Source organism: Burkholderia sp. MR1-5-21 (assembly GCF_053427715.1).
Window position 1 is genome coordinate 399,447 of record NZ_JBSAXD010000002.1, and the last position, 21,307, is coordinate 420,753.

The window sequence follows — 21,307 nt, forward strand, 5'->3', positions numbered from 1 at the left end:
TCGTCCAGTTCCGGCCGTTCTGGTGGCGCGCGGGGCCTAGGGCCTGTTCCCGCTGATAACGGGCGCGCCGGGAACCTCATCGCGCGTCGGGATCGACGTCTGCGCGCCGTGGCGCGTGACGCTGATCGCGGCCGCGCGCTGGCCGTAGTCGATTGCGTCGTCCATCGACGCGCCGCCGGCGCGTGCCGCCGCGAACCCGCCGACGAACGTGTCGCCGGCGGCAGTCGTGTCGACCGCGACCACCGTCTTCGCATCACGGCGTCCGCAGCCGGCATCGCCGCGCCAGCAGACGCCGCGCGCGCCGAGCGTCACGAGCACGTTGCGAACGCCCTTCGCGCGGAGCGCGTCGGCCGCGCGCGCCGCGCCCGCGTCGTCGTCGACCGCGATGCCGGTCAGCGATGCCGCTTCGCTCTCGTTCACGACGAGGTAGTCGACTTGCGCCAGCAGCGTGTCCGTCAGCGGTTGCGCTGGCGCCGGATTCAGCAGCACCGGCGTGCGATGGGCGGCCGCGCACGCGATCGCTCGCGCGACGGTCGGCATCGGCACTTCCAGTTGACAGACGAGCAGCGCGGCCTGCGCGATCGTCTCGCGCGCCACGTCGATCCGTGCGGCGTCGAGGCACGCATTCGCGCCCGGCACGACGACGATGCTGTTCGCGCCGTCCTCGCCGACCGTGATCGCCGCAACGCCGGTCGTGGCCCCGGCGATCCGCTGCAGGTGCGTCACATCGATCCGCTCCGCCGCCAGCGCGTCATGGAGACGCGCGCCGAACGCGTCGTCGCCGACGCAGCCGATCATCGCGACCGACGCGCCGAGGCGCGCGGCGGCGACCGCCTGGTTCGCGCCCTTGCCGCCGTGAACGGTCTGGAATGTGCTACCGGGCACCGTTTCGCCCGGCAACGGCAGGCGCGGCGCGCGCACGACGAGATCGATGTTGGTGCTGCCGACCACGGCGATCCGCGGGGGATTCATGTCGTTCTCTGGCAAATGTAATCGCTTACATAAGCACCCGACAAAATGGCCGGGTGGATCGGCAGCGACAAAGAACACGGGGTTTTGACGGGATTTGCGTCGTACATAATGCAGGCTATCATGTCGGATAGCGCTTACATTCTCACAAGCGGAAGCGAGGATGCAAGCACCGCTACATCGAATCGAGGGTAAACGATGACGCTTTTCACACCTTGCCGCGTCCGCCGGACACGGACGCCGGGAGCCAGCCGATGAGCGACGCCCCGCCCCGCGGCGGCGCGTCGCGGGCCCGCCGCGGTACCGGCCGCTCGGTGCTCGGCGACGTCGCGAAGCTTGCCGGCGTGTCGACCGCGACCGTTTCGCGCGTCTACAACGACCCCGGCAAGGTTTCGGCCGACGTGCAGCAGCGCGTGCGCGACGCCGCGCGCGCGCTCAACTGGATTCCGAACGCGGCCGGACGCGCGCTCGCGTCGACCCGCACCCACATCACGGGCGCCATCATCCCGACGCTCGACGACCAGGTGTTCGCGTCGCAGGTCGCGGGCATGCAGGCCGTGATGGCCGAGCATGGCATCACGCTGTTCCTGGGCTGCTCGAACTACGATCCCGCACAGGCGCTGACGCAGGTGCGCGCGATGCTCTCGCGCGGCGTGGAAGCCGTATCGCTGGTCGGCGAGGCGTATCCGCCGGAGCTGTTCGAACTGCTCTCGATGCATCGTGTGCCGTATGTCGTCACTTACGCGTATCGCGACGACAGCCCGCATTGCTGCGTGGGTTTCGACAACCGCGCGGCCTTCGCGCGACTCACCGAGCATCTGCTCGGTCTCGGGCATCGCGACTTCGCGATCATCATGCAGCCGTCGACCGACAACGACCGTGTGCAGGCGCGCCTGCGCGGCATTCACGACACGCTCGCCGCACACGGGCTCGCGGTCCGCCCGGTGCATCAGCACGAAGGTGCGGCCACGATCGGGTTCGGGCGCGCGAGCCTGCGCGCGATCGCCGACAGCGGGACGACCCGGCCAACCGCAGTCATCTGCGGCAACGACGCGCTCGCGCTCGGTGCGTTGCTCGAGGCGCAGGCGCTCGGCATCGACGTGCCGTCGCAACTGTCGATCACCGGGTTCGACGATATCGCGCTCGCCCGCGAAATCCGGCCCTCGCTGACGACGATGTGGGTCGATACCGATGCGATCGGGCGCAAGGCCGCCCATGCGCTGCTCGACGCACTCGAAAACGGCGCGCCCGGGCCCGGCTGCGCCGTGCTGCCCGAATTGAGGACGCGGGAATCGGCCGCGCCGCCGCCGGGCAGCGCGGCATCGAACTGACGGTCCGCCGAAGAACGCAGCGGACCACGGTGCCGTCAGGCGCGCCGGCACCGCAAGCTGGCCGCGGCGATGCGCGGCCGGCCAATGCAAAACGGGGCGCTGCTTGCCGCAGCGCCCCGTTCCATTTCAAATCGAAGATGTTGACGACACAGGGGACAAAGCGCAAACAAAGCGCCCTGCCCGCGTTCGTCAGGTCGCGCTGCCGGCGATCTTCGGCGTCGTCGTCTCGACGTCGCCGCACTGCGCGCGATGGCGCAGCGCGTGATCGATCAGCACGAGCGCGAGCATCGATTCGGCGATCGGCGTCGCGCGGATGCCGACGCACGGATCGTGGCGGCCGAACGTCTCCACCGTCGCGGGGTCGCCGGCCTTCGTGATCGACCGGCGCGGCGTGCGGATGCTCGACGTCGGCTTGATCGCGATCGACACCGTGATGTCCTGCCCGGTCGAAATGCCGCCGAGCACGCCGCCCGCGTGATTGCCGACGAAACCGCCCGGCGTCAGCTCGTCGCCATGCACGGAACCGCGCTGCGCGACGCTCGCAAACCCGGCGCCGATCTCGACACCCTTCACTGCGTTGATGCTCATCATCGCCTTCGCGATATCCGCATCGAGACGGTCGAACACGGGCTCGCCCCAGCCGACCGGCACGCCCGACGCGACGACGTCGATCCGTGCGCCGATCGAGTCGCCGTCCTTGCGCAGTGCGTCCATGTAGGCCTCGAGCTGCGGGACGATCTCCGCATTCGGTGCGAAGAACGGATTCTCGGGCACGTGCGACCAATCGACGAACGGCACCTCGATCTCGCCGAGCGCGCTCATGCAACCGCGCACCTCGACGCCGAACCGCTCGCGCAGCCATTTCTTCGCGACCGCGCCTGCGCCGACGATCGGCGCGGTCAGGCGCGCGGACGAACGGCCGCCGCCGCGGTAGTCGCGGATGCCGTATTTCTGCCAGTACGTATAGTCGGCGTGGCCCGGCCGGAAGGTCTCGACGATGTTGCCGTAGTCCTTGCTGCGCTGGTCGGTGTTGCGGATCAGCAGTGCGATCGGCGCGCCGGTGGTCGTGCCTTCGAACACGCCCGACAGGATCTCGACCTCGTCGGCTTCCTGCCGCTGCGTGACGTGCCGCGACGTGCCGGGCTTGCGGCGGTCGAGTTCGGCCTGGATGTCGACCTCGGTCAGCCCCATGCCCGGCGGGCAGCCGTCGATCACGCAGCCGATCGCGGGGCCGTGCGATTCGCCGAAGGTCGTGACAGTGAAAAGCGTGCCGAGGGTATTGCCGGACATGGTGGGACCGCCCAAAGAGAAATAGGCAAACCCGAACGCTGCCTGTCGCGCAACGGGCAGATCGCTGGTTCGCCGGTCGAAAAAATGAGTAAGCCGTTATTATGCCAGCCGTCCCGGCGACGCGGGCCGTGCGATGCCGCCCGCCCTCGCGCGGCTACTTCCGCGCGCCGCGCAACTCGGCCACTGCGGCCTGCAGCGCTTCCGGCGTCGCGACCGCCGCCGGTATCGCCTCGCCGACCGCGAGCGTCAGCCGGCTCATCACGCCCCGTTTGACGGGCCGCGGCCAGTGCGCATCGGCGTGCCGCGAAAACACGCTGCCCCACAGCCCGCGCAGCGCCATCGGGATCACGGGTGCCGGCGTGCGGCGCAGGATTTCGGAGATGCCGTGATGGAACGTGTTGATGTCGCCCGTTTTCGTCAGCTTGCCCTCGGGGAAGATGCACACCAGCTCCCCTTCGTCGAGCGCCGCCTTGCATGCGTCGTACGCGCGCGCGAGCATGGCCGGATCCTCGTGGCGCGGCGCGATCGGAATCGCCTTCGCGTGCCGGAATACCCAGCCCGCGAAACGCGTCTTGAAGATCCGGTGGTCCATCACGAAGCGGATCGGCCGCGGGCTCGCGGCCGCGAGCACCAGCGCGTCGACGTAGCTGACGTGGTTGCACACGAGTATGGCCGCCCCTTCTTCCGGAATCCGCTCCGCATGCATGAGGCGGATCCGATAGAACGTGTGCACGAGCACCCATGCGACGAAGCGCAGCAGGAATTCGGGCACGAGCAGGTAGATGTACGCCGCGACCGCGACGTTGAGCAGCGCGGTGACGAGGAAGATGCCGGGGATGTCGACGCCGGCCTTCGTGAGACCCATCGCCATCACCGCCGATACGATCATGAACAGCGCGTTCAGGATGTTGTTCGCCGCGATGATCCGCGCGCGGTGCGTCGGCGCGCTGCGGCTCTGGATCAGCGCATAGAGCGGCACGCTGTAGAAGCCGCCGAACATCGCGAGCAGGAACAGGTCGGCGAGGATGCGCCAGTGGCGCGCGCCGGCCAGGAACTCGCCGACCGACAGCAGGTGCCCCGGCTGCGGCAACGCATGGCTCGCGAAATACAGCTCGATCGCGAAGAAGCTGATGCCGATCGAGCCGAGCGGCACGAGGCCGATCTCGACACGTCGCTGCGACAGCCGCTCGCACAGCAGCGAACCGAGGCCGATGCCGACCGAAAATGTTGCGAGCAGGATCGTGACGACATCGGGGCTCGCGGACAGCACGTCCTTCGCGAAATTGAAGAACGACGTGAGGAACGTCGCGCCGACGAACCACAGCCACGAGATGCCGAGCAGGCTCAGGAACACCGTGCGGTTCTGCCGCGCGAGCGCGAGGTTGCGCCACGTCTCGCTGAACGGATTCCAGTTGATCACGAGGTCGGGCTGCGGCGCGGGCGTCGGCGGCACGCGCTGCGCAACCAGCCGCCCCGCGAGCGCGATCGCGACGACGCTCACGGCGAGCACGGTCTCGCCGCTGCCGGCGAGCCCCGCCGCCGCACCGCCGACGATCGTACCGATCAGGATCGCGATGAACGTGCCCATCTCGACGAGGCCGTTGCCGCCGACCAGCTCGTGCTCGGCCAGGTGCTGCGGCAGGTACGAATACTTGACCGGCCCGAACAGCGTCGAGTGCATCCCCATCATGAACGTGCACAGGTACAGCAGCACCGCGCTGTGCAGCACGAAGCCCGCGGCGCCGATCAGCATCAGCGCGATCTCGAAGGTCTTCACGAAGCGCGTGAGGCGCGCCTTGTCGTACTTGTCGGCGATCTGGCCGGACGTCGCCGAGAACAGCACGAACGGCAGGATGAAGATCGCGGAAATCAGGAATGCGGCGGTCTTCGCGTCGACGCCGGAAAACCGCGCGGTGTGATAGGTGACGAGCGACGTGAACCCGATCTTGAACACGTTGTCGTTCAGCGCGCCCAGGAACTGGGTCGTGAAGAACGGCGCGAAACGGCGTTCGCGCAGCAGGTCGAACTGGGAAGCGTGCGCGCGCCGTTCGCTGCCGCGCTCGGACGAGACTGTCGTGTGATCGCTCATGTCGAATGTGCGCACTTCGTCCAGGCGAAGCTGCGCGGGCCCTGTGTTGTTGGTATGGTCATCGGAAAAGCAGCCCCCGGAGGCTCGCCGCGTGGCCCGCGCCGCCCGACGCCGGGCGATTGCGCCCGCGCGCCGCGGCCCGGGCGCGGCGCTCAGCCGGCGACCGGCTTGTGGGCTTCGGCTTCCGGTTCCGGCCAGTCGCGGATATAGGCCTTCAGCATCCGGTTCTCGAAGCTCTGCGCCTCGACGACCGTCTTCGCGACGTCGTAGAACGAAATGACGCCCATCAGCACCTTCTTGTCGAGCACCGGCATGTAGCGCGCGTGACGCTCGAGCATCATGCGGCGCACTTCGTTGACGTCCGTTTCCGGCGTGCACGTGAGCGGCTCGTCCATCACCTTGCGCACCTGCACGTCGCCGATCGCGCCGCCGTTCACGTGCAGGCGCAGGATGATCTCGCGGAAGGTCAGCATTCCAACGAGATCGCCGTACTCCATCACGACGAGCGAACCGATGTCGTGCTCGGCCATCGTATCGACCGCTTCGCGCAGCGGCATATCGGGCGTCACCGTAAACAGCGTGTTGCCCTTCACTTTCAGAATGTCGCTGACGCGCATCGTAGTCCCCTCATGCATATATGCAAAACCGGCTTTCGATCCTATCGGAAAGCCTGTCAAAAGGAAAGCGGCGGCCGGCGCGGCCGGCCACGGGCGCCCTGCCCGCCCCGCACGCCCGCGGCAAACGTCGAGCCGGCGCTCCAGCCGGTCCGCTTGCGGACACCCGGCGCTCGCCGCACAATGACCCCATGGACAGCGGCCCGAGGAGACGGCCATGGCGCATTCGCATACCGAGCATTTCGCCAGCTTCGCTGATTTCTACCCGTATTACCTGAACGAACATCAGAACCTGACGTCGCGGCGGCTGCACTTCATCGGCTCGCTCGGCGTGATCGGCTGCGTCGCGATGGCGGTCGCAACCGGTGACTGGCCTTGGCTGCCGGCCGCCGTCGCCTGCGGCTACGCGTTCGCCTGGGTCGGACACTTCTTCTTCGAGAAGAACCGACCGGCCACCTTCCGCCACCCGATCTACAGCCTGATGGGCGACTGGGTGATGTTCAAGGACATCTGCACCGGCAAGATCCCGCTGTAACCCCGCCTTCGCAGCCTGCACCCGCCCGCCGAGCGCCGACGGCGCGGGCTTAAGCCGTGCGGTGCGGACTCGCGTGCGGGTCCGCCGGGTCCGGTACCTGCGCGGGTGCGGGCGTGGCCACCGCAGCGGCCGGATGCGCGCCCGCGTGCCGGTGCGCGGCGATCAGCGACGCGAGCGATACGTCGAAGCGGTCGCTCGACAGCACGTCGAGCAGCGCCGCGCCGTCGACGTGGGTGCGGCGCCGCTGCAACTGGTAGGTCAGTTCGGTGCGGTCGATCACCAGCACGTCGAACAGCTGCGCGAGCGTCAGCTGCTCGGGGTTCGCCAGCAGCACGTAGCGCGCCGCGCCGTTGCCGCCCTCCAGCCGCGCGATCCACTCGCGCTCCTCCAGCAATGCCAGCAACCGCTGCGCGGTCTCGATGTCGCAGCGCAGCATCGTCGCGAGCCGCACCGCCGAATGGCCCGGCTTGCCGGCCGCGCGCGCCTCGGCAAGCCGCGCGAGCAGTTCCAGCGCGTCGAGCAGGTCGCTGCCCGGGTAATGGACGCGGTGGAACTGGCCGACGCGGATCGCCGGCAGCGCCGACGTCAGCATTGCGCCCAGCAGCGCGATGAACCAGCTCAGGTACATCCACAGCAGGAACGCCGGGAGCGCGGCGAACGCGCCGTACACGGCCGTGTAGGTCGGAATCCGGCGCACGTAGTAGCCGAAGCCGCGCTTCGTGAGCTCGAACGCGATCGCCGCGAACAGGCCGCCGATCACCGCGTCGCGCCATGCAACCGTGCAGTTGGGCAAAAAAATGTAAAGGAGCGTGAATGCGAGCACCGTCAGCGGCAGCGACGCGAACGTGAGCAGCCAATCGACGACGGGCGGCGTCGACGATGCACCGGCAAACGCGAGCGACTGCGTGAACAGGTACGACGAAATCGACAGGCTCACGCCGAACAGCAGCGGCCCGAGCGTGATCAGCGCCCAGTACGCGAGCACCCGCTGCGCGAACGGCCGCGGCTTGCGCACGCGCCAGATCAGGTTGAACGCGGATTCGATCGTCATCATCGTCATCACGGACGTGACGACCAGCACGATCAGGCCGGCCGTCGTCAGGCCTTTCGCCTTCGATGCGAACTGGTTCAGGTACTTGAAGATCTGGATGTTGAACTGCGTGGGCATCAGGTGATCGGCGAGGAACCCCTGCAGTGAGATCTGGAACGACGCGAACATCGGGAACGCGGTGAACAGCGCGAACGCGACCGTCACGAGCGGCACGAGCGCCAGCATCGTCGTGAACGTGAGGCTGCCCGCCACTTGCGGGATGCGGTCCTCGGCGCTGCGTTTCGCCGCAAAGCGCGCGAGGCGCTTGATGGTGTCGAGATCGACGCTCAGCTTCGGCAAACGGCTTCTCCTTCTTCATGCCACGCGCGGCACGGCGCGCGCCGCCACGCTGCGCGGCGGCTTCAGCCCCTATAATAGCCGCTCAATTCAGGGGCCTATGAAAGACATCCTCGTCCTTTACTACAGCCGTCACGGCGCGACGCGCGACCTCGCGCTCGCGATCGCGAACGGCGTCGACAGCGTGCCGGGCATGCAGGCGCGCATCCGTACCGTGCCGCCCGTGTCCACCGTCTGCGAGGCGAGCGCGCCCGACATCCCGGACGACGGCCCGCCATACGCCGAATTGCGCGATCTCGAAGAATGCGCGGGCCTCGCGCTCGGCTCGCCGACCCGCTTCGGCAACATGGCTGCGCCGCTTAAGTATTTCCTCGACGGCACGACGCCGCAATGGCTGTCCGGCGCGCTGACCGGCAAGCCCGCGTGCGTATTCACGTCGACCGGCAGCCTGCACGGCGGCCAGGAATCGACGCTGCTGTCGATGATGCTGCCGCTGCTCCATCACGGGATGATGATCGTCGGCATCCCGTACACCGAATCCGCACTCACCACGACGCAGACGGGCGGCACGCCGTACGGCGCGTCGCACGTGTCGCGGCATGAGCGCGCCGCGCCCGCCGGGCTGTCCGCCGACGAGAAGGCGCTCGCCGCCGCGCTCGGCGCGCGGCTGGCCCGCGCGGCCGCCGCCCTCGCCGCCGCATGAATCGGCCCGCCGCTGCCCACGATCCCGCCGTCGCCGCCCGGCCGCGCTGCGCGCAGGCCGCCGCCGCATGCCTCGTCGCACTGATCGCTCTGTCGCTCGCATGGGAGCTGTGGCTCGCCCCGCTGCGCCCCGGCGGGTCCGCACTGATGCTGAAGGCCGTGCCGCTCGCGCTCGCGCTGCCGGGCGTCTGGCGGCGTAACATCTACACGATGCAATGGGCGAGCATGCTGATCCTCGTCTATTTCGCCGAAGGCGTCGTGCGCGGCATGTCCGATCGCGGCCTGTCCGCGACGCTCGGCTGGTGCGAGACCGCGCTCGCCGTCGGCTTCTTCGCGGCGGCGCTTGCGTACGTCGCGCCATTCAAACGCGCGGCGAAAAAGCAGCGCGCGGCGCCGTGAGCGCCCCGAACGCCCTGACTGCCTCTTGCCCTTTGAGCGACCGAACGTCATGAATTCTTCCGAAGCTTTCGTCTCCGCCTGCCGCGAGGCGATCGGCGCCGACTACGTGCTGACCGACCCGCACGACACCGAACCGTTCCTGACCGACTGGCGCCGCCGCTACAAGGGCGCCGCCTGCGCAGTGCTGAAGCCCGCGAACACCGCCGACGTCGCGGCGCTCGTGAAGCTCGCGAACGCGCACGGCGTCGCGCTCGTGCCGCAAGGCGGCAATACGGGCCTCGCCGGCGGCGCGACGCCCGACGCGAGCGGCGGCCAGGCCGTGCTGAGCCTCGCGCGCCTCAATCGCGTGCGCGCGCTCGATCCGCACAACAACACGATCACCGTCGACGCCGGCGTGATCCTCGCCGACGTGCAGGCACGCGCGCGCGACGCCGGCCGGCTGTTCGCGCTGAGCCTCGCGGCCGAGGGCAGCTGCACGATCGGCGGCAACCTCGCGACCAACGCCGGCGGCACCGCGGTGCTGCGCTACGGCAACGCGCGCGAGCTGTGCCTCGGGCTCGAGGTCGTGACGCCGCAAGGCGAGATCTGGGACGGCCTGCGCGGGCTGCGCAAGGACAACACCGGCTACGACCTGCGCGACGTCTTCATCGGCGCCGAAGGAACGCTCGGCATCATCACCGCAGCCGTGATGAAGCTGCATCCGCTGCCGGCCGCGCAGGTCACCGCGCTCGCCGCGCTCGACTCGCCGCATGCGGCGCTCGACTTCCTCGCGCTCGCGCAGCGCGCGGCCGGGCCGCTCCTGACCGGCTTCGAGCTGATGTCGGATTTCTGCATGCAGCTCGTCGGCAAGCACTATCCGCAACTGCGCTATCCGTTCGAGCAGACGCATCCGCAGACGGTGCTGCTCGAACTGTCGGACAACGAAAGCGAAGCGCATGCGCGAGCACTGTTCGAGAAGCTGATGGAAGAAGCGTTCGAGGCCGGCATCGTCGTCGATGCGGTGGTCGCGGAGAATCTCGCGCAATCGCGCGCGTTCTGGGACCTGCGCGAACACATCCCGCTCGCGCAGGCCGACGAAGGGCTCAACATCAAGCACGACATCGCGGTGCCGATCTCGTCGATCGCACGCTTCATCGACGAGACCGACGCGGCGATCCAGCAGGCGGCGCCCGGCGCACGGATGGTGACGTTCGGCCATCTCGGCGACGGCAACCTCCACTACAACGTGCAGACGCCCGACGGCGGCGACCCGAAGGCGTTCCTCGCCGAATACCAGGCGCCGATCAACCGCGTCGTCTACGACAACGTGCACCGCCACCACGGCACGATCAGCGCGGAACACGGCATCGGCCAGCTGAAGATCGACGACGCGCAGCGCTACAAGTCGCCGGTCGAAATCGGGCTGATGCGCGCGCTGAAGGCCGCGCTCGATCCACACGGCCTGATGAACCCCGGCAAAGTGCTACGCTGAAGACACCCCCTCCCGGAGCAACGTCCGTGAAAGTCCGCGTGCTGTCCGACCTGCATCTCGAAGGCAATGTCCCCGAAGTCATCCCGCACGCCGGCGCGGATCTCGTCGTGCTGGCGGGTGACATCCACAACCATGCGGAGGGCCTGCGCTGGGCGGCCGAGACGTTCGACCCGGATGTGCCCGTCATTTACGTGCCGGGCAATCACGAGTATTACGACGGCGAGTTCGGTGCGCTCGAAGCGGCGATGCGCGACGCGGCGCGTGCGCTCGACAACGTGCATTACCTGAACAACGACGTGTACGTCGATCCCGCCGGGCGCTTCCGGGTGCTCGGCACGACGCTGTGGACCGACTTCGCGCTGTTCGGCGGTGACGACGCCAGCATCGCGCTCGCAATCGACGCGGCGTCGCGCGTGATGCTCGATTTCAAGGGGCTGATCCAGGTGACGTGGCCGCACGACGCGGCGCTGCATGCGGGCGACGCTGCGCCGGAACGCGGCGCCGAACGGGATTTCACGCCGGCCGATGCGCTTGCGCTGCACCGCCGCTCGCGCGCGTGGCTCGAAGCGCAGCTTGCGACCCCGTTTGCGGGCACGACGATCGTCGTCACCCATCACGCGCCGCACCGGCGTTCGCTCGCCGAGCGTTACGCGCAGGATCCGGTGTCGGCAGGATTCGTCTGCGATCTGGCGGAACTCGTGCGCCCGCCGGTCGCACTCTGGGTGCACGGGCACACGCACACGTCATTCGATTACGTGACGGAGGACGGCACGCGCGTCGTCTGCAATCCGCGCGGCTACATACGCCGGCGCACCGGTGCGCGGGAAAACACGGCATTCGCGTGGGACAAGGTCGTGACGGTCGGCGGGGCCGCCATCCGTGGGACGGTCCCCGCCGAGCGGCAGCAATGACGGCGTGAGGGGTAGGCGGGCGCTTCAGCGCCCGAGGCGGCGGGCGGCTTCCGACGCCGAGCGCACGCGGACCGGCAACGGCTGCATCCGCGCCTTCATCGCGCGCAGCAGGTCGCGCGACGCGACGGCGCCGATCACGCCGAACAGGATTCCAAGGCCGATCATCAGGTGCGTATCCATTGCTTCTCCGTGTTGCAGATCACTCTGGATCAGACAGTATCAAACTGTCCGCCGGACGAAGGTAAAAAAGTGTTGCGCGAACGACAAATCTCGTTAGATTGCGTAAGGACGCGACATCATGTCGCGCGCGTGTACCGCTCGAGCGCGGCCTCGTCGGCTTCGAGCGTCGCCGGCAACTCGTCACGCAGGAAATCGACCCAGGTCCGGATCTTCGCGTCGAGATACTGGCGCGACGGATACAGCGCGTAGATGCTCATCACGTGCGACCGGTATTCGGGCATCACGCGCACGAAGTTGCCGTTGCGCAGCCCGGCGATCGCCGAGTACAGCGGCAGCACGCCGATCCCCATCCCTTCCCGCACGGCCACCGCGAGCGCCTCGGCGACGTTCACGCGGAAAGGCGGCCCGGACAGCGCGATGCGCTCGTCGCCGCTCGGCCCCGACAGCGTCCATTCGTCGAAGTGAAAACCGGGCGCGACCATGCCGAGACAGACGTGCTGCGCGAGGTCCTGCGGCCGTTGCGGCACGCCGTGCTGCTCGAGGTACCCGGGCGACGCGCAGACGACGCTGTAGCTTTCGCCGAGCCGCTGCGACACGAGCCCCGAGTCCGGCAGGTCGCGGCCGACGACGATCGCGACGTCGTAGCCCTCGTCGAGCAGGTCGGGCATCCGCTGCGCGAGCGTCAGATCGACGTGCACGTCCGGATAACGTTCGCGATAACGCGACACGGCCGGCACCGTGTAGTGCTGGCCGAGGCTCGTGAAGCAATGCACCTTCAGCTTGCCCGACGGGCGCGCATGCGCGTCGCTCGCCTCCGCTTCCGCCTGGTCGACGTACGCGAGAATCTGCTCGCAGCGCTGCAGATAACGCTCGCCGGCCTCGGTCAGCGCGATCCGGCGCGTGGTCCGGTTCAGGAGCCGGGTGCGCAGGTGCGCCTCCAGGTCCGAGACGGCGCGCGACGCATAGGCGGTCGTCGAATTCATCTGCTGTGCTGCCGCGGTGAAGCTCCCCGCGTCGACCACGCGGACGAATACCCGCATGTTCTGTAACGTATCCATGCCATTACCCGTTTGAATCCGGGAGGATTGTTGCACAGAGGCGCACAAATATTGTCTCAGCTACTGTAAAAATGACTTGCACCGTTGTCCGTTTATTCAGGAATCACTGAAAAATATAATCCCCTTCGGCTCATCTATATCCGAAAGGGAGAAAATCGTGCAGTCTCCGGCAATAAAAGGGACGCTTGCAGTCGCGGTTCTTGCAGTCTCATTAATAATGACCGGATGCGCGAGCATGGGCGACAACAAGCCGCAGTCCACGCAGACCGACCCGGCGTCGCTCGACGCCGGTGCCGCGATTCGCGCGGCCGACCGCGACGCCGGCTGGCCCGCCGCCGACTGGTGGCGCGCTTATCAGGATCCGCAGCTCGACGCGTGGATCGCCGCCGCGCAGGCCGGCAACCCGTCGCTCGCGGCCGCCCAGGCACGCGTGCGCGAGGCGCAGGCGATGGCCCGCGTCGCCCGCTCGGCCGAACTGCCGCAGATCAACGGCAACCTGTCGCTGATGCGCGAGCACTGGCCGGACAACGTGTATTACGGCCCCGGCCCGCTCGCGAACAACGACACCTGGAACAACACCGGCACGCTCAGCCTGTCATATCACCTCGACCTGTGGGGCAAGGACAGGAACGCGACCGAGCGTGCGCTCGACGTCGCGCATGCGACCGCGGCCGACGCCCGCGCCGCGCGGCTCGAACTCGAGGTCAATGTCGTGCGCGCGTACATCGGCCTGTCGATGAACTACGCGCTGCTCGACCTCGCGCACGAGACGTTCGAGCGCCAGCGCGCGGTCGCCGATCTCGCGCGCAAGCGGCTGCAGGCCGGCATCGGCACGCAGCTCGAGGTCAGCCAGGCGGAATCGTCGCTGCCCGACTACGAGCGCCAGATCGATTCGTACGAGGAAGCCATCCAGCTCGCCCACCACCAGCTCGCCGCGCTCGCCGGCAAGGGCCCGGGCGCCGGCGATTCGATCACGCGACCGAAGCTCGCGCTCGATGCGCCGGCCGGCCTGCCGTCCGCGATGCCGGCCGACCTGCTCGGCCGTCGTCCGGACGTCGTCGCGGCGCGCTGGACGGTCGACGCGCAGGCGCGCGGCATCGATGTCGCGAAGGCCGCGTTCTACCCGAACATCGACCTGCTCGCGACCGTCGGCGGCTTCGGCGTGACCGCGCCGTTCGCCGACTTCCTGCGCGCGATGAACGGCGGCTGGACTGCCGGCCCCGCGCTGTCGCTGCCGATCTTCGAAGGCGGGCGCCTGCGTGCGCAGCTCGGCGCGGCGTCGGCCGGCTACGACCAGGCCGTCGAGCACTACAACCAGACGATCGTCGGCGCGCTGAAGGATATCGCCGACCAGGTCGTGCGGATCCGCTCGCTCGACACGCAGCAGAAGGACGCCGCGCGCTCGGTCGCCGCGAACGACCGCAGCTATCAGCTGTCGCGCGAGGGCTTCCGGCGCGGGCTGACCGACTACGTGAACGTGCTGGTCGCGCAGCAGCAGTTGCTGCGTGCGCAGGAAACGGGCGCCCGGATCGACGCCGAACGGCTTGCCGCGCATGCGCAGTTGATGGCGGCGCTCGGCGGCGGCGTCGAGACGGGTGAAGATGTGCCGGGTGCGCAAGCATCGGGCACCAAGGCGCCCGCCGGCGCTGTCGCGTCGGACACGCCGGCGACTGGCGCCGCACGTTCGGCCGCCGCGCCGTCCACTCAAGTAGTGGCGGGTGCGGTGGCCGCTGCGGCCAGCGCGCCGGCCGCCCGATAACGCGGAGCCTGCGCGATGTCAGCCTCCTCCGCCTCCACATCCGCCGGCCGCCCGCTTTCGGCCTGGCTCGTCGCCGTCGGCGACTGGGCCCGCACCGACGGCGTCGCGTGGCTCTATCTCGTCAAGGCGCTGCTCGCGGCGTTCATCGCACTCGGCGTATCGATGCGGCTCGACCTGCCGGCGCCGAAGACCGCGATGACGACCGTGTTCATCGTGATGCAGCCGCAAAGCGGCGCCGTGCTCGCGAAGAGCTTCTACCGGCTGATGGGCACCTTCTTCGGACTCGTCGCGACGCTCGCGTTCGTCGGCCTGTTTCCGCAGCAGCCGACGCTGTTCCTGCTGGCCGTCGCACTGTGGGTCGCGATGTGCACGGCGGGCGCCGCACGCAACCGCAACTTCCGCAGCTACGGCTTCCTGCTCGCCGGCTACACGGCCGCGCTGATCGGCCTGCCCGCGTCGCAGCACCCGGACGGCGCGTTCATGACCGCGATGACCCGCGTCGCCGAGATCGTGGTCGGGATCCTGTCGGCCGGCGTCGTCAGCGCGCTCGTGTTTCCGCAGTACACCGGCGAGCAGATGCGCACGACGGTCCGCCGGCGCTTCGGCGCGTTCGTCGACTATGTCGCGTCCGCGCTGTCCGGCCAGCTCGACCGCGCGCACATCGAAAGCGTGCATACCCGCTTCGTCGCCGACGTGGTCGGCTTCGAGGCCGCGCGCAGCATGGCCGTGTTCGAGAATCCCGACACGCGGATGAGGAGCGGCCGCCTCGCGCGCCTGAACAGCGAGTTCATGAGCGCGTCGAGCCGCTTCCATGCGCTGCATCAGCTGATGAACCGGCTGCACGCGGCCGGCGCCACGGCCGCGATCGACGCGATCGAGCCGTATTTCCGCGAGATCGCGCCGCTGCTCACGCGCGGCGGCGAACCGGTGCGCACGTCGGCCGATGCGGCGCACGCGGCCGAAAAGCTGCTCGCGTGGCGCGACGCGCTGCCGCGCCGCATCCGCGCGACGCGCGCCGCGCTCGCGACGCAGTCGGACGTCCCGCTGCTCGACTTCGACACCGCCGCCGAACTGCTGTACCGCTTCATCACCGACCTGCACGCGTATGCGGCGACCTACGCGTCGCTCGCGACCGCGACGCACGAACGCGAACGCTGGATCGAACGCTACGAGCCGCGCACGAACGCGACCGCCGCGCTGATCGCCGGCATCCGCACGGCCACCGTGATGCTCGTGCTCGGCTGGTTCTGGATCCAGAGCGCCTGGCCGAACGGCGTGACGATGGTGCTGAACGCGGCGGCCGTCTGCGCGCTCGCGTCGTCGATGCCGCGGCCGACCACGATGGCGTACCAGATGGCGATGGGCACCGTGCTCGCGTCGTTCATGGGGCTGATCACGATGTTCGGCGTCTATCCGCGCATCGATGGCTTCGTGATGCTGTGCGTCGGGCTCGCGCCGTTCCTCGCGCTCGGGCTGTACCTGACGATGAAGCCGAAGACGGCCGGCTACGGCGTCGGCTACTGCATCTTCTTCTGTACGCTCGCGGGCCCGGAAAACCTGGTGCACTACGATCCGAGCGGCTTCATGAACGACGCGCTCGCACTCGTGCTGTCGATGCTCGTGTCGGCGATCGCGTTCGCGGTGCTGTTCCCGCCGAGCGCGCCATGGCTCAAGAAGCGCCTGTTCGCGGACCTGCGCCACCAGGCCGTCGCGGCCTGCCACGCGCGGCTCGCCGGCCTGCGCACGCGCTTCGAGAGCGGCGCGCGCGACCTGATGTACCAGGCGCATACGATTTCCGCCGACCAGCCGGACGTGCAGCGCGACGCGCTGCGCTGGATGTTCGCCGTGCTCGAGACGGGCAACGCGACGATCGACCTGCGCGACGAGCTTGCGGCACTGCCGGCCGACCCGCGCTATGCGCCGTCGATGCCGTGGCGCCGCGCGATCGAGACGATGCGCGCCGCGCTGTCCGCGCTGTTCACGAAACCGTCCGCGGCCCGTTTCGACGCGACGCTCGCCGCGACCGCGGCCGCGATCGACGCGACCCAGCAGGCGCTCGTCGCGTTCGCGCCGCCGCGCGACGAACGCCACCGGCTGCAGCGGATCCTGAGCCACCTGCATTTCGTGCGCACTGCGCTGCTCGATCAGGAATCGCCGCTCGCGGCGCTGAACCGCAACCGCCCCGCGCGTCCCCAACAAGGAGCCTCGTCATGATGCCGCGTGAAATCGCCATTCTCGATGCCTACATGCCCACGGTCGTGCTGATGTTCGTCGTCGGCGCGCTGGGCACGTGGGCAGTCGACCGCCTGCTCGCCTACACCGGGCTCTACCGTCTCGTCTGGCACCCGTCGCTGTTCCGGGCGTGCCTCCTCGTCTGCATCTGCGGCGGACTCAGCCTCGCCGTTTATCGTTGAAATAGCGTTGATATAGAAGAATCATGATCCTGCGAAAACTCTTCGGCTTCGTCGCGACAGCCGTCATCCTCATCGTCGCGATTCTGATCGGGCGCTCGTTATGGGTGCACTACATGGACGATCCGTGGACCCGCGACGGGCGAGTGCGCGCCGACATCGTCAACGTCGCGCCGGACGTGTCGGGCGCGATCGTCGAGCTGCCGGTGCACGACAACCAGCTCGTGAAGAAAGGCGACCTGATCATGCAGATCGACCCGTCGCACTACCAGATCGCGGTCGAACAGGCGGAGGCCGCCGTCGCCGCCCGCCGCGCGGAACTGCAGATGCGGCGCGACGACGCAGCCCGCCGCGCGGACCTCGATGCGCTCGTCGTGTCGAAGGAAAACCGCGAGAACGCCGCGCACAGCGCATCGAGCGCCGATGCGCAGTACCAGCAGGCGCTTGCCGCGCTCGACGCTGCGAAGCTCAATCTCGAGCGCACACGCGTCGTCGCGCCGGTCGACGGCTACATCACGAACCTGCAGACGTTCAAGGGCAACTACGCGACCGCCGGCCAGGCCAAGCTCGCGATCGTCGACAGCCATTCATTCTGGGTGTACGGGTATTTCGAGGAAACGAAGCTGCCGCGCGTGAAGCTCGGCGCGCCGGCCGAAATGCGGCTGATGAGCGGCGGCGTGCTGAAGGGCCACGTCGAGAGCATCTCGCGCGGCATCTACGATCGCGACAACCCGCAAAGCCGCGATCTCGTCGCCGACGTGAACCCGACCTTCAACTGGGTGCGCCTCGCGCAGCGCGTGCCGGTGCGGATCAAGATCGACGAGGTGCCGGACGGTGTGCTGCTGTCGGCCGGCACGACGTGCACGGTCGTCATCGATCCGGACAGCAAGCAGAAGAAGTCGTAGGCCGCAGGGCCGTGCGCGGCCGCGGCGGCATGTCCGCGCGGCCGCGTCAGCTCCAGAAGAACCGGTAAGGCAGGAACGGCGACGGGCCGATCCCGTACTCCCCCAGCATGTTGCGCAGCCGCAGCGCGAAGCCGATCGCGCCGAGCACGACGAGCGCAATGGTCACCCAGCGCCGGTTCACGTTCGGCACGCGCAGCAGCGGCACGAACTGGCAGCCCATCGCGAACAGCACGAGCCACTGGAAACGCAGGCCCGCGTAGCTGATCCGCGACAGCAGGAAGCTCGCAATTTCACACAGGAACAGGAAAACCAGTGTGCGCGGCACGCGCCGGAGCAGGCCGCCGCCCATTGCCAACGCCAATAGCGCAAGCGCGAGCGGCGCGGTGCCCGACATCTGCGCGGGCGGCGTGAACGCCGCATAGAAGCCGATCTTCGCGAGCAGCGCCTGCAGATGCGTCGCCGCGACGACCACAGCGATTGCCACGACGAGCCCTACGTAGCGTAGCGCGCGCATCCGCCTGATCTGCAGCAGCACGACCAGCAATACCGCCGATACGTGCATGCCGACGCCCGCAACCGCTAGTGCGATCGACGTGCCGCGCCGGCGCCGGTCCCATGCATCCGATGCGATCTTGGCGAGGCAGAACGCGAGGCCATAGCGCAGGCCGCTCATCGCCATATCGTAGAAAAACAACGGGAAGATCAGCGTTGCGAACACAAGCGCGTCCTCGTCGGTCCGCCCGAACGCGACGACGCATGCGACCACGATCAGCAGCGTAATGATCGCGACCGTGATGTGCGGGTCGTGCCCGGCCCATTCGAGTGCGCGCACGAGCCAGGCGAACCCGGGCTCGAGCGTGCGCGGAACGTTGACGACGTTGCCGGTCCAGATGCCCTCGATCATTTCGAGATAGGCTGCCGTGTCGGTGCCCGTGCTCCCGCGAAGCACGGCAATCACCGCAGCCGGCGCGATGCCGGCGGCAAGCCAGCGCCAGCTTGCGACGCGCGCGCGCGTCCCGATCAGCGCCGCCGCGAACACGCAAAGATACCCCGTCAGATAAACGATCATTCTTATGTCGATCGGCTCGCCTGCCGCCACCCGCACCCATCGCGATGCGCGGCCCCCACGCAGCCACTGCCCCCGTCAAATCGGACGCGCATTGTAAGTGATAACGTGCGCCGTGGCTGCTGGTTTTGTCCCTGATCGACATGATCGTGCGTGCTATAGGTCGTGCTGCTGTCACGGGCGTTGGTATCGGCGCGCCGGACACGGCCGCGCTGGCGCGACACAAACGGCGTCGCGCGATCAAACGCGTGCGTGTGCCCCCGTCACGCCGCGTACCGGAAGCGCCCGACCAGCGCCTTGAGGGACTGCGCCTGCTCGTCGAGCGCATGCGCCGCGGCCGCCGCCTGCTCGACGAGCGCCGCATTCTGCTGGGTGCCGGCGTCCATCTGCGTGACCGCGCGGCCGATCTCGTCGATGCCTGCGCTCTGCTCGCTCGACGCGGCCGAGATTTCGCCCATGATGTCGGTCACGCGCTTCACCGCGCGCACCATGTCGTCCATCGTGCGGCCGGCGTCGTGCGCAAGCGCCGCGCCGTTCGCGACCCGTTCGACCGACGCGCCGATCAGCGAGCGGATCTCCTTCGCGGCGGTCGCCGCGCGCTGCGCGAGCGAGCGCACCTCGCCGGCGACCACCGAGAAGCCGCGCCCCTGCTCGCCGGCGCGCGCCGCCTCGACGGCCGCATTCAGCGCAAGGATGTTGGTCTGGAACGCGATGCCCTCGATCACGCCGATGATGTCGCGGATGCTCTTCGCGCTGTCGTCGATCTCGCTCATCGTCGCGACGACCCGGCCGACGACCTCGCCGCCCGCCTCCGCCACCGCCGACGCGTTCGCCGCGAGCGCGCTCGCCTGCCGCGCGTTCTCGGCGTTCTGGCGCACGGTCGACGTGAGCTGCTCCATGCTGGCCGCGGTCCGCTCGAGCGCAACCGCCTGCTGTTCGGTGCGTTGCGACAGGTCGAGGTTGCCCATCGAGATCTCGCCGGACGCGGCCGCGATCGCCTCGGCGCTGACGGCAATCTCGCCGACGGTCGCCGCAAGCCCCGCCTGCATGTCGGACAGCGCGCGGACCATGCTGTCGCGGTCGTGCCGGCCGAGCGCGATCGTCCGGGTCAGGTCGCCGCTCGCGATGCCTGCCGCGATCGCCTTCGCGTACGCGGGCTCCCCGCCGAGCTGCGCGACGAGCCGGCGCACGACGCGCTCGGCGATCACGAACGCGAGCACGAACAATGCGACGGTCATCACGGCGATCATCGCGACCGACGACGAGAAGATCGTTGCGGATGCATCGAGCGTCGCCTTCGATTTCGCGCCGCGCGTCTTGACGAGATCGGCGACGAGCTTTTCGAGCTTGCCGGTCTCGACGAGCAGCGACACGTCCTGCGTGCCGACCTGCCAGTTCATCTGCGACAGGTCGAGCGGCTGCGCGCGCACCAGCGTGACGAAGTCGCGCAGATGCCCGCTCCACGTGCCGACGGCCGACGCGAACGCGCGCAGCCGCGCCGAATCGTCCGCGTCGGCCGGATCCGCGTAGCGCTGCAGCGTGCCGAGCGCGCGGCCGATCGATGCGAGTCCCGCATCGATCTCCGCGCCGAGTTCGTCGCGCTCCTTCGCGGTCGTGGCGGTCAGCAGCGACTTCTGCGCGCGGCTCGCGCGCAGCATCTCGGCCCGGACCTCCTCCGCCGCGCGGCTCGCAACGTGTCCCTGCTCGTAGACCGACGCGATCGAGCCGTTCAGCCGGTTGATCTGCGCGAGCGAAAACACGCCGATCGCGAGTGTGCCGGCCAGCAGCACCGCGAACGCGGCACGCAGCGTCGCCTTGACGCTCCAGGGTTGGCGTGCACGCGCGGCGCCGTCGTTCTTCATCGCGGCCGGAGCGCCCGCCTGCGGGCGCAGTGAAGCTGCTTTCATCGATATGTCCCCGTATTGACCTTGCCGCCGGAAAGGTCGGTTCCGGCGTTACCACACTGGCTGCCCGCCGTCCGCGCGTCCGGCCTGACGCGCGGCCAGCGCCAGGATCGGCGCGTTCGTCTTGTTATCGCGACGGCGATTGCGTCTGTCGTTGCGTCGGTTCAACGGCGGCCGGCGGCATTCCTTGAGTCCGGTAAAACGCGCATCCGGTACGACGCCGCACGCCACACCGCGCGCCGCCAGCGTTATAGCCGGCCAAAAAGGCGTTCGGAACTCGATTTTCGGGACAGATGTCCGATTTGCGATAAAAGTTGGCCTGACAT

At 68.7% G+C, this 21,307-nt stretch carries 19 protein-coding genes; 10 read left to right on the top strand and 9 right to left on the bottom strand.

All coding sequences use genetic code 11. The features are described from left to right. Window positions 1–36: 36 nt before the first annotated feature. Entirely contained in the window at window positions 37–972 is a 936-nt protein-coding gene (gene rbsK / locus ACV229_RS04370; RefSeq protein WP_448081887.1) for a ribokinase, read from the bottom strand. A gap of 251 nt (window positions 973–1,223) precedes the next feature. Between rbsK and ACV229_RS04375 the strand changes: the two genes are divergently transcribed. After that, on the top strand, window positions 1,224–2,300 hold the full coding sequence (locus ACV229_RS04375; protein ID WP_448081888.1) for a LacI family DNA-binding transcriptional regulator: 1,077 nt from the start codon (window positions 1,224–1,226) through the stop codon (window positions 2,298–2,300). 189 nt (window positions 2,301–2,489) lie between these two features. Here ACV229_RS04375 and aroC read toward each other — a convergent pair whose 3' ends face one another. The 3 genes from aroC to ACV229_RS04390 form a co-directional block, all read right to left on the bottom strand. Further along, window positions 2,490–3,590: a chorismate synthase gene (gene aroC / locus ACV229_RS04380; RefSeq protein WP_448081889.1), complete on the bottom strand. Its 1,101-nt coding sequence runs from the start codon at window positions 3,588–3,590 to the stop codon at window positions 2,490–2,492. 154 nt (window positions 3,591–3,744) lie between these two features. Next, window positions 3,745–5,679 carry an MFS transporter gene (locus ACV229_RS04385; RefSeq protein ID WP_448081890.1) on the bottom strand — a complete coding sequence of 645 codons (1,935 nt, stop codon included), beginning with the start codon at window positions 5,677–5,679 and terminating at the stop codon, window positions 3,745–3,747. Between the two features lie 152 nt (window positions 5,680–5,831). Then, window positions 5,832–6,296 carry a CBS domain-containing protein gene (locus ACV229_RS04390; RefSeq protein ID WP_448081891.1) on the bottom strand — a complete coding sequence of 155 codons (465 nt, stop codon included), beginning with the start codon at window positions 6,294–6,296 and terminating at the stop codon, window positions 5,832–5,834. A 214-nt stretch (window positions 6,297–6,510) separates the two neighbouring features. Between ACV229_RS04390 and ACV229_RS04395 the strand changes: the two genes are divergently transcribed. Continuing rightward, window positions 6,511–6,828: an Mpo1-like protein gene (locus ACV229_RS04395; RefSeq protein WP_448081892.1), complete on the top strand. Its 318-nt coding sequence runs from the start codon at window positions 6,511–6,513 to the stop codon at window positions 6,826–6,828. 49 nt (window positions 6,829–6,877) lie between these two features. Here the strand turns inward: ACV229_RS04395 and ACV229_RS04400 are convergent, their stop codons facing one another. Continuing rightward, complete coding sequence (locus ACV229_RS04400; protein ID WP_448081893.1) at window positions 6,878–8,218, bottom strand: YihY family inner membrane protein; 1,341 nt, start codon at window positions 8,216–8,218, stop codon at window positions 6,878–6,880. A gap of 97 nt (window positions 8,219–8,315) precedes the next feature. On the opposite strand from ACV229_RS04400, the gene wrbA reads away from it, so the two are divergent. From wrbA to ACV229_RS04420, 4 genes are read left to right on the top strand one after another with little or no spacing between them, the layout of a single operon-like run. Continuing rightward, window positions 8,316–8,918, top strand: a complete 603-nt coding sequence (gene wrbA, locus ACV229_RS04405) for an NAD(P)H:quinone oxidoreductase (RefSeq protein WP_448081894.1) — start codon at window positions 8,316–8,318, stop codon at window positions 8,916–8,918. Next, on the top strand, window positions 8,915–9,316 hold the full coding sequence (locus ACV229_RS04410; RefSeq protein ID WP_448081895.1) for a DUF2069 domain-containing protein: 402 nt from the start codon (window positions 8,915–8,917) through the stop codon (window positions 9,314–9,316). Before wrbA ends, ACV229_RS04410 begins: the two co-directional genes overlap by 4 nt. A gap of 49 nt (window positions 9,317–9,365) precedes the next feature. Then, on the top strand, window positions 9,366–10,787 hold the full coding sequence (locus tag ACV229_RS04415; protein ID WP_448081896.1) for an FAD-binding oxidoreductase: 1,422 nt from the start codon (window positions 9,366–9,368) through the stop codon (window positions 10,785–10,787). A 26-nt stretch (window positions 10,788–10,813) separates the two neighbouring features. Then, window positions 10,814–11,698 (top strand): metallophosphoesterase, encoded by an 885-nt coding sequence (locus ACV229_RS04420; RefSeq protein ID WP_448081897.1) that lies wholly within the window; start codon window positions 10,814–10,816, stop codon window positions 11,696–11,698. 24 nt (window positions 11,699–11,722) lie between these two features. Here ACV229_RS04420 and ACV229_RS04425 read toward each other — a convergent pair whose 3' ends face one another. Beyond that, complete coding sequence (locus ACV229_RS04425; RefSeq protein WP_448081898.1) at window positions 11,723–11,878, bottom strand: hypothetical protein; 156 nt, start codon at window positions 11,876–11,878, stop codon at window positions 11,723–11,725. 116 nt (window positions 11,879–11,994) lie between these two features. Next, a complete protein-coding gene (locus ACV229_RS04430; protein ID WP_448081899.1) occupies window positions 11,995–12,936 on the bottom strand; it encodes a LysR family transcriptional regulator in 942 nt (313 codons plus the stop codon). A 157-nt stretch (window positions 12,937–13,093) separates the two neighbouring features. Here ACV229_RS04430 and ACV229_RS04435 point away from each other — a divergent pair, with 157 nt between their 5' ends. Genes ACV229_RS04435 through ACV229_RS04450 form a run of 4 tightly spaced genes read left to right on the top strand, consistent with a single transcriptional unit; the run spans window position 13,094 to window position 18,011 of the window. Further along, window positions 13,094–14,695 (top strand): efflux transporter outer membrane subunit, encoded by a 1,602-nt coding sequence (locus tag ACV229_RS04435; RefSeq protein ID WP_448081900.1) that lies wholly within the window; start codon window positions 13,094–13,096, stop codon window positions 14,693–14,695. A 15-nt stretch (window positions 14,696–14,710) separates the two neighbouring features. After that, on the top strand, window positions 14,711–16,909 hold the full coding sequence (locus ACV229_RS04440) for an FUSC family protein (RefSeq protein ID WP_448081901.1): 2,199 nt from the start codon (window positions 14,711–14,713) through the stop codon (window positions 16,907–16,909). Further along, window positions 16,906–17,109 (top strand): DUF1656 domain-containing protein, encoded by a 204-nt coding sequence (locus ACV229_RS04445; RefSeq protein ID WP_205799289.1) that lies wholly within the window; start codon window positions 16,906–16,908, stop codon window positions 17,107–17,109. Before ACV229_RS04440 ends, ACV229_RS04445 begins: the two co-directional genes overlap by 4 nt. A gap of 23 nt (window positions 17,110–17,132) precedes the next feature. Beyond that, window positions 17,133–18,011 carry an efflux RND transporter periplasmic adaptor subunit gene (locus ACV229_RS04450; protein ID WP_448081902.1) on the top strand — a complete coding sequence of 293 codons (879 nt, stop codon included), beginning with the start codon at window positions 17,133–17,135 and terminating at the stop codon, window positions 18,009–18,011. A 46-nt stretch (window positions 18,012–18,057) separates the two neighbouring features. Here the strand turns inward: ACV229_RS04450 and ACV229_RS04455 are convergent, their stop codons facing one another. After that, window positions 18,058–19,080 (bottom strand): EpsG family protein, encoded by a 1,023-nt coding sequence (locus tag ACV229_RS04455; RefSeq protein ID WP_448081903.1) that lies wholly within the window; start codon window positions 19,078–19,080, stop codon window positions 18,058–18,060. 260 nt (window positions 19,081–19,340) lie between these two features. After that, entirely contained in the window at window positions 19,341–20,984 is a 1,644-nt protein-coding gene (locus tag ACV229_RS04460) for a methyl-accepting chemotaxis protein (RefSeq protein ID WP_448081904.1), read from the bottom strand. Between the last annotated feature and the right edge of the window lie 323 nt (window positions 20,985–21,307).

Coding starts and splice junctions, on each gene's coding strand:
- rbsK (WP_448081887.1), bottom strand. CDS start 972: ATGAATCCCCCGCGGATCGCCGTGGTCGGCAGCACCAACATCGATCTC.
- ACV229_RS04375 (WP_448081888.1), top strand. CDS start 1,224: ATGAGCGACGCCCCGCCCCGCGGCGGCGCGTCGCGGGCCCGCCGCGGT.
- aroC (WP_448081889.1), bottom strand. CDS start 3,590: ATGTCCGGCAATACCCTCGGCACGCTTTTCACTGTCACGACCTTCGGC.
- ACV229_RS04385 (WP_448081890.1), bottom strand. CDS start 5,679: ATGAGCGATCACACGACAGTCTCGTCCGAGCGCGGCAGCGAACGGCGC.
- ACV229_RS04390 (WP_448081891.1), bottom strand. CDS start 6,296: ATGCGCGTCAGCGACATTCTGAAAGTGAAGGGCAACACGCTGTTTACG.
- ACV229_RS04395 (WP_448081892.1), top strand. CDS start 6,511: ATGGCGCATTCGCATACCGAGCATTTCGCCAGCTTCGCTGATTTCTAC.
- wrbA (WP_448081894.1), top strand. CDS start 8,316: ATGAAAGACATCCTCGTCCTTTACTACAGCCGTCACGGCGCGACGCGC.
- ACV229_RS04410 (WP_448081895.1), top strand. CDS start 8,915: ATGAATCGGCCCGCCGCTGCCCACGATCCCGCCGTCGCCGCCCGGCCG.
- ACV229_RS04415 (WP_448081896.1), top strand. CDS start 9,366: ATGAATTCTTCCGAAGCTTTCGTCTCCGCCTGCCGCGAGGCGATCGGC.
- ACV229_RS04425 (WP_448081898.1), bottom strand. CDS start 11,878: ATGGATACGCACCTGATGATCGGCCTTGGAATCCTGTTCGGCGTGATC.
- ACV229_RS04430 (WP_448081899.1), bottom strand. CDS start 12,936: ATGGATACGTTACAGAACATGCGGGTATTCGTCCGCGTGGTCGACGCG.
- ACV229_RS04440 (WP_448081901.1), top strand. CDS start 14,711: ATGTCAGCCTCCTCCGCCTCCACATCCGCCGGCCGCCCGCTTTCGGCC.
- ACV229_RS04445 (WP_205799289.1), top strand. CDS start 16,906: ATGATGCCGCGTGAAATCGCCATTCTCGATGCCTACATGCCCACGGTC.
- ACV229_RS04450 (WP_448081902.1), top strand. CDS start 17,133: ATGATCCTGCGAAAACTCTTCGGCTTCGTCGCGACAGCCGTCATCCTC.
- ACV229_RS04455 (WP_448081903.1), bottom strand. CDS start 19,080: ATGATCGTTTATCTGACGGGGTATCTTTGCGTGTTCGCGGCGGCGCTG.
- ACV229_RS04460 (WP_448081904.1), bottom strand. CDS start 20,984: ATGAAAGCAGCTTCACTGCGCCCGCAGGCGGGCGCTCCGGCCGCGATG.